The following is a 5,749-nucleotide window of genomic DNA, read 5'->3' on the forward strand; positions in this document are numbered from 1 at the left end:
GGCCATCGTAATCTTAACGTGCCAAGGCCAAAGAAGTGCGACATTTGCTGCGATCAGGCAGCTTGAAGGCGGGCGACGTCTCGCCAAGTATCCAAGGCTGCTGCTCGCAGTTGGCGATGGTGGGCGGATGGAATATCGTGGCGGGGAACGTTAAAGAGGTTGGCGATCGGGTCGTGGATGGAAACGAAACGCTGAAGCTGTCGCGCTGATTTGAAGCGCTTCATGATCCGCTCCCGTCGTCGGACGGGTTGATGAGAATTCTCCGCCCGATTGTTCAGGCCCTTGTGCGAGCGATGCTCGACGCCTGGCACGATCTCCCGCTTCGCCGCACCGTAGGATCGAAGCTTGTCRGTGATCATCACACGCGGCGAACGGCCTTGGCCTTTCAGAAGCTTTCGCATCAAGCGCTTTGCCGCCTTGGCATTGCGGCGGCTTTGCACCAACACGTCGAGAACAAAGCCGTCCTGATCAACGGCGCGCCAAAGCCAGTGTTTCTTTCCACCGATGGTGATGACAACCTCATCAAGGTGCCATTTGTCACCCAGCCTGCCAGCTGATCGCTTCCGAATATCATTGGCAAAGTGTCTGCCGAATTTCTCAGCCCAGAGCCGAACAGTCTGGTGAGAGACGATGACGCCACGAGCTGCCAGCAAATCCTCGACCATCCGCAGGCTGAGCGGAAAGCGGAAATACAGCCAAACGGCATGGGCAATTATCTCCGCTGGAAATCGGTGGCGACGATAAAGAGGATCACGGGTAAATCTGGTCATGCCGCCAGATCCCTGGACTGCTTTTCGCAGGTTATTGCGGAGCATGAGTCAGAGACGGATCATGTCCATGAAATCCATAGCCACGATCATGACGATGACAACGAGAGACCTGATGAAGGCACAGAGTACTATCGTCAATGGTTCAAAGCGCTTGAGCGAATCTTGGCAAGCAAAGGCATCGTCGACTCCGCTTCGATAGACGTCCGCCATCAATACTTGAGAGACAATCCAGTTCCCCATGATCACGTTGCTCGACGTGAGCCGGTCTGCATCGCTTAGTGCAGTTCGCACGAGAATAAACGCAGGTTCCTCACAAGGTGAGCGATGGGGTGGACGCTCCCACTCAAGGGCATCTTTGTGCCAGAATGGTTGTGTTGGAACCATTACAAGAGAGAGCGTCCATGGAAAAGGTTAGCATAATCGGCCTGGATTTGGCCAAGAGCATAATTCAAGTTCATGCGGCCGGCGTAGATGGCTCGGTGCTTTTTCGGCGGAAGATTTCGAGCAAGAAGTTGCTCGCCTTCCTAGCGGGTATTGAACCTTGTACTGTAGCGATGGAAGCGCGTGCCGGGAGCCACCATTGGGGGCGTGAGGTTAACAAGCTCGGGCATCGAGTGAAGTTGGCCGCGCCAATTTACGTCAAGCCGTTCGTAAAACGTCAGAAGAACGATGCGGCCGATGCGGAAGCCATCTGTGAGGCGGCTATGCGACCAACGATGCGTTTCGTGGCAGTCAAAAGCGAGGAGAAGCAGGCTGCAGCGACAGTACTCAAGGTACGTGACCTTCTCGTGCGACAAAAGACCCAAATCATCAATGCTCTGCGTGGTCTGATGGCCGAGTTCGGAATTACCGTTCCACAAGGCCCCTCGCATGTCGGTATTCTGATCAGTCACGTTGAAGACGATGGATCGAGTCTGACGGAGGCGGCACGCGCGCCTTGTTTGGCATTGGTTTTAACATTGCGGGCACTCGTTGATAAGGTTCGGGAACTTGATCTGGAAATTGGTCGGAGGGCGCGGCAGGATGACGTTGCCAAGCGGCTCATGAGCATTCCGGGAATTGGGCCTGTCATCGCAACGGCGCTCGAAGCTTTAGCGCCGCCTGCAGAGACGTTTACACGAGGTCGAGATTTCTCCGCGTGGATGGGTTTGACGCCGCGGCAGCACTCTTCCGGGGGCAAAGCCCGGCTGGGCAAGACCTCGAAGATGGGGCAGCGTGACCTTCGACGATTGTTGATAATTGGGGCATCAGCGGTTGTTCGCTGGGAGTCAAGGCGTGGAGCGGTAGAAGGATCTTGGCTATCGCGTATGATCGGCAAAAAGCCGCCGATGCTGATCACCGTTGCACTCGCCAATCGGATGGGGCGGATAGCTTGGGCGCTTATGACAAACGGGGGGCGCTATGGAGAGAAACGGCTAGCAGCATAAGATCAGCTCTGGCGGGGAGGATTTCTAACCGCCATTGCGAGTGTAGGCAGGTCGAACAAGGATATGGACAAACGGTCAAGAGACGGGATTAGGAAAACCAGTTCTGCCGGACGACACCTCGAGTGCGCGTGAGCGTATTGGACCTGATCTGCGAACTCCCACATGGGCCCGCGACGTATTAAGGTCGCAACTAGAGGCCGGACACACGTCAGCACTCGACCACCGTTCAAGACTGAGTGAAGATTTTGCTTGCATTCGAGGGAGCGTCCACACACGTCCGGCGAAAGCATTTTCGCTTGGTCGAGCGACCGAAGCTATGGGACGCGCTTTGCCTCGGATACAAGACGCCGACCGAGGTGTTTATGGCGCATTTGCACGAAGACAGGTGATCCCCTATCCTGCAAAGCAGGCATAATGCACTTGGGTTAGCTTCTCCATATTGCGCGCGGGACGGCCGGATGTGCTACGGCTGGCAGCGGTGAAACCACCGACCGTTCAAAGCGAGCGACGACATCAGCCGCCGGGGAAATTATGACCATGGGTATCGCAGACGACCATAGCGGCATTTCGAAAATGCAGTTTCTCCTGCTTGCGATCAGTCTTCTGATTGGGCAACCCGCGTTAGCCGCCGAACCGCCCCCATCCTCTGCCCCCATTCGCGTCATTATTGAGCTGCCGAACGATGATGCAGGCCGCGCGATTGTCAGCAAAATAACGCCGCAGGTCTCGCAAACACCGCCAGCGACGGTGCCGCCGCCAGAGCAGAGTATTGCACCTTCCACTGTCGGGTCAGCCCTGCAAGACCTGCGCAGCCGCTTGCTCACGCTGGCGAGCGCCGTCCCAACGCTTCCCTCGCAACTTCGCGCGGAGATGAGTATCTTTCAGACCAACGATGCGCTCGACCCGGTTGGATTGCTTCTGGCGGTCATTCTCTTTGTCGCCGGCGGCTTTATCGTTCAGCGCATCGCCTGGTGGTCCGGCCGCGGCCTCTTGAATTTCATCTTGACCGCGCCCGCCGGAACCGTCCGGCAGAGGATCAAACTCCATGCCTGCCGCCTGTCCATGGGGTTGCTTGGGCTAACGGGCTATCTGATCGGCAGTCTGGGTGCCTTTATTCTTTTTCCCTGGCCCGTTATCTTTCGTGACATCGCGCTCATCTTATTATCCGCGATCGTGATGATCAGGTTGGCGGTACTTGTGGGCCGGGTCGTTATCGCACCGGGTGCCAGGCTCCCACACATGCGCCTCTTGACCCTTGGCACGCCACTGGCGTGGTTCTGGTATTATTGGCTTGTCGGAATTGTCGCACTGCTGGCGTTGGGACGGGCAGCCGTTGCCGTTATGCAGACGATCGGTGCTTCACCCATCGTGATCGACCTGTTCATGGCGGCATGGCTCGGTATAGTCTCAATCGCATTGATCACCATGATCTGGCTGCGGCAGTTTCGCGCCGATGGACCGCAATTGAGCCGCCTGGTGGGCGTCGGACTCACGGTCAGTACAGTGATGGCATGGTTGTTATGGGTTGCAGGCCTTCATGCAGCTTTCTGGAGCGTCATTATCATCACAATGCTGCCCCTCGTCGTGTCGATGGTCCAGGACATCATTCGCCGTATCACGCAGTTTGACGACGACACTATAGCGACAGACCCTTCTATTGTCGGTTGGTCGGTCGTGATCATGCAAACGCTCCGCAATGGGCTGATCGTCGTGGCCGCGCTTCTGGTGGCCAGTTCCTGGCATGTGAACCTTAGCGACCTTGCCGCTGGCGAGACGGTGATCACGCGTCTTGTCCGCGCTGCAATCCGCATCGTTATTGTGCTGCTTGTGACAGACGTCATTTGGAAGCTTGTTAGCACCTTGATCGATAGCCAGATGGCGACTGTGTCGCGAAGCGATATGCATGGCACTCATGACGATGGACCAGATGCCAGGCGACGCCAGCGGCTAAACACCCTGCTGCCCATTCTACGTAACGTTCTCTTCGTGGTGATCGGTGCTGTCGGGCTGCTCATGATCCTCGATGCCGTCGGCATTCAGATCGGCCCACTGCTGGCTGGCGCCGGCGTTGTCGGCATCGCCGTCGGCTTCGGCGCACAGACGCTGGTAAAGGACATCATCTCCGGCGTGTTCTATCTGTTCGACGATGCCTTTCGCATTGGCGAATACATCCAGTCGGCAAAGTATAAGGGCACCGTTGAGGGCTTTTCGCTGAGGTCCATCCGCCTGCGGCACCATCGCGGCCCGATTACTGTTGTCCCTTTTGGAGAGTTGGGCGCCGTACAAAATCTTAGCCGTGATTGGGTGATCGAGAAATTTTCCCTGACGCTCAGCTATGACAGCGACCTGGAGGAGGTCCGCAAGACCATAAAGCGCATCGGTGCGGAGCTTGCGGAGGACCCGGAATTTGGACCCAACATTCTCGAACCGCTCAAAATGCAGGGCATCGAACAGATGGCGGATTACGGTATCGAAATTCGGCTGAAGTTCATGGCAAGACCTGGGGAGCAGTCCGCCATTCGCAGGAAGGCTCTTTCAATGTTGAACAGAACATTCGCCGAAAAAGGCATCCATTTCGGAACTCCGACCGTTCAAGTCGCAGGTGGCACCGCTGAGGCGAACACAGCTGCGGCGGCGCAGCTGACGCAAAATCGCATCGAGGCGCGGAAAGCGGCGAATAGCCCGTTGGAGACAGAGCAATAGGCGCTGGGCGGACGAAGGGGTCCCTCACGGGTGAGTTTATACCGTCGGTCTACCATTGCGATATAGTGGCTGCGGCCAACATTGGCGATAGCACGGTAGCGTCGCCTTCTGTGGTTGACGACTTGCGGGACGGCCCGCAGCCGTCCCGTGGGCGTAGCTGAATCGACGGCTCGGCGCTTCTGACTTTTGGGGACGCGGACGCTGTTGCCCCGCGCGCCGTTGACGGACATGTTGAAGTATGTGTTCAACGGGGCCTTCGAAGATTCGGTTACATATCAACGACTGCGAGCCATCTGCACGGCTTTGGTGCATCGCTCCCGGCGTGAATGGATTCTATTCTTTGATGTTGTGACTATGCCGTTGTTATCTTGGACCGGACGGACTTCGGGCGTGCACATGCCAGCAATCGGTTGAGGACGGCCCAGCCGATGGCAACTTCCGTCTGTTGCGCGGCGAATGAGCGTGCTCGCAGCCGGTGTCCGATGATCGACTTATAGCGGCCGATCGCGGCCTCGACCAAGGATCGCTTGCCGTAGCCGGTGGCAGTTTGCCACTTCAACCGCCCGTCCGGGCATCGTAAACTTAATGGGCGTGAGGCAGTCGTGGCCGCTTGCACTAYGGCGGTTCATGCCCGAGCGATTTTCGTCCACAGGCTCATCGCCTCTGAACGCAGTTCGYGATGATGGCTGGAGGAGACRKCGTGGCGGGGGATTTGAAACAGATTGGCAATCGGATCGTGGATGGAAACGAAGCGTTGCAAATGGCGCTGTGACTTGAAGCGCTTCATGATCCGTTCCCGTCGCCGGACTGGCTGGTGGGAATTCTCCGCCCGATTATTCAAGCCTTTAT

The 5,749-nt window shown here is 57.1% G+C and carries 5 protein-coding genes and 1 pseudogene; 3 read left to right on the forward strand and 3 right to left on the reverse strand.

The genetic code is table 11. The features are described from left to right. Positions 1 to 53: 53 nt before the first annotated feature. Positions 54 to 770 carry an IS6 family transposase gene (locus AB4Z52_RS35590; RefSeq protein ID WP_442222519.1) on the reverse strand — a complete coding sequence of 239 codons (717 nt, stop codon included), beginning with the start codon at positions 768 to 770 and terminating at the stop codon, positions 54 to 56. On the opposite strand from AB4Z52_RS35590, the gene AB4Z52_RS35595 reads away from it, so the two are divergent. The 3 genes from AB4Z52_RS35595 to AB4Z52_RS35605 all read left to right on the forward strand — a co-directional run bounded on the left by AB4Z52_RS35595 (position 705) and on the right by AB4Z52_RS35605 (position 4,900). Further along, positions 705 to 1,049, forward strand: coding sequence for a hypothetical protein (locus AB4Z52_RS35595; RefSeq protein WP_442222520.1), 345 nt, complete (start codon positions 705 to 707; stop codon positions 1,047 to 1,049). The genes AB4Z52_RS35590 and AB4Z52_RS35595 overlap by 66 nt on opposite strands. 122 nt (positions 1,050 to 1,171) lie before the next feature. Then, on the forward strand, positions 1,172 to 2,197 hold the full coding sequence (locus AB4Z52_RS35600) for an IS110 family transposase (protein WP_442222521.1): 1,026 nt from the start codon (positions 1,172 to 1,174) through the stop codon (positions 2,195 to 2,197). A gap of 537 nt (positions 2,198 to 2,734) precedes the next feature. After that, a complete protein-coding gene (locus AB4Z52_RS35605; protein WP_442222522.1) occupies positions 2,735 to 4,900 on the forward strand; it encodes a mechanosensitive ion channel family protein in 2,166 nt (721 codons plus the stop codon). Between the two features lie 352 nt (positions 4,901 to 5,252). Here AB4Z52_RS35605 and AB4Z52_RS35610 read toward each other — a convergent pair. Beyond that, a pseudogene (locus AB4Z52_RS35610) lies at positions 5,253 to 5,468 on the reverse strand (IS5/IS1182 family transposase); the annotation flags it as partial. A gap of 57 nt (positions 5,469 to 5,525) precedes the next feature. Then, positions 5,526 to 5,749, reverse strand: a 224-nt coding sequence (locus AB4Z52_RS35615) for a DDE-type integrase/transposase/recombinase (protein ID WP_442222523.1), incomplete at its 5' end; no start/stop codon positions are given.

It is taken from the genome of Rhizobium sp. 2YAF20 (assembly GCF_052114685.1).
Lineage (GTDB): Bacteria > Pseudomonadota > Alphaproteobacteria > Rhizobiales > Rhizobiaceae > Rhizobium.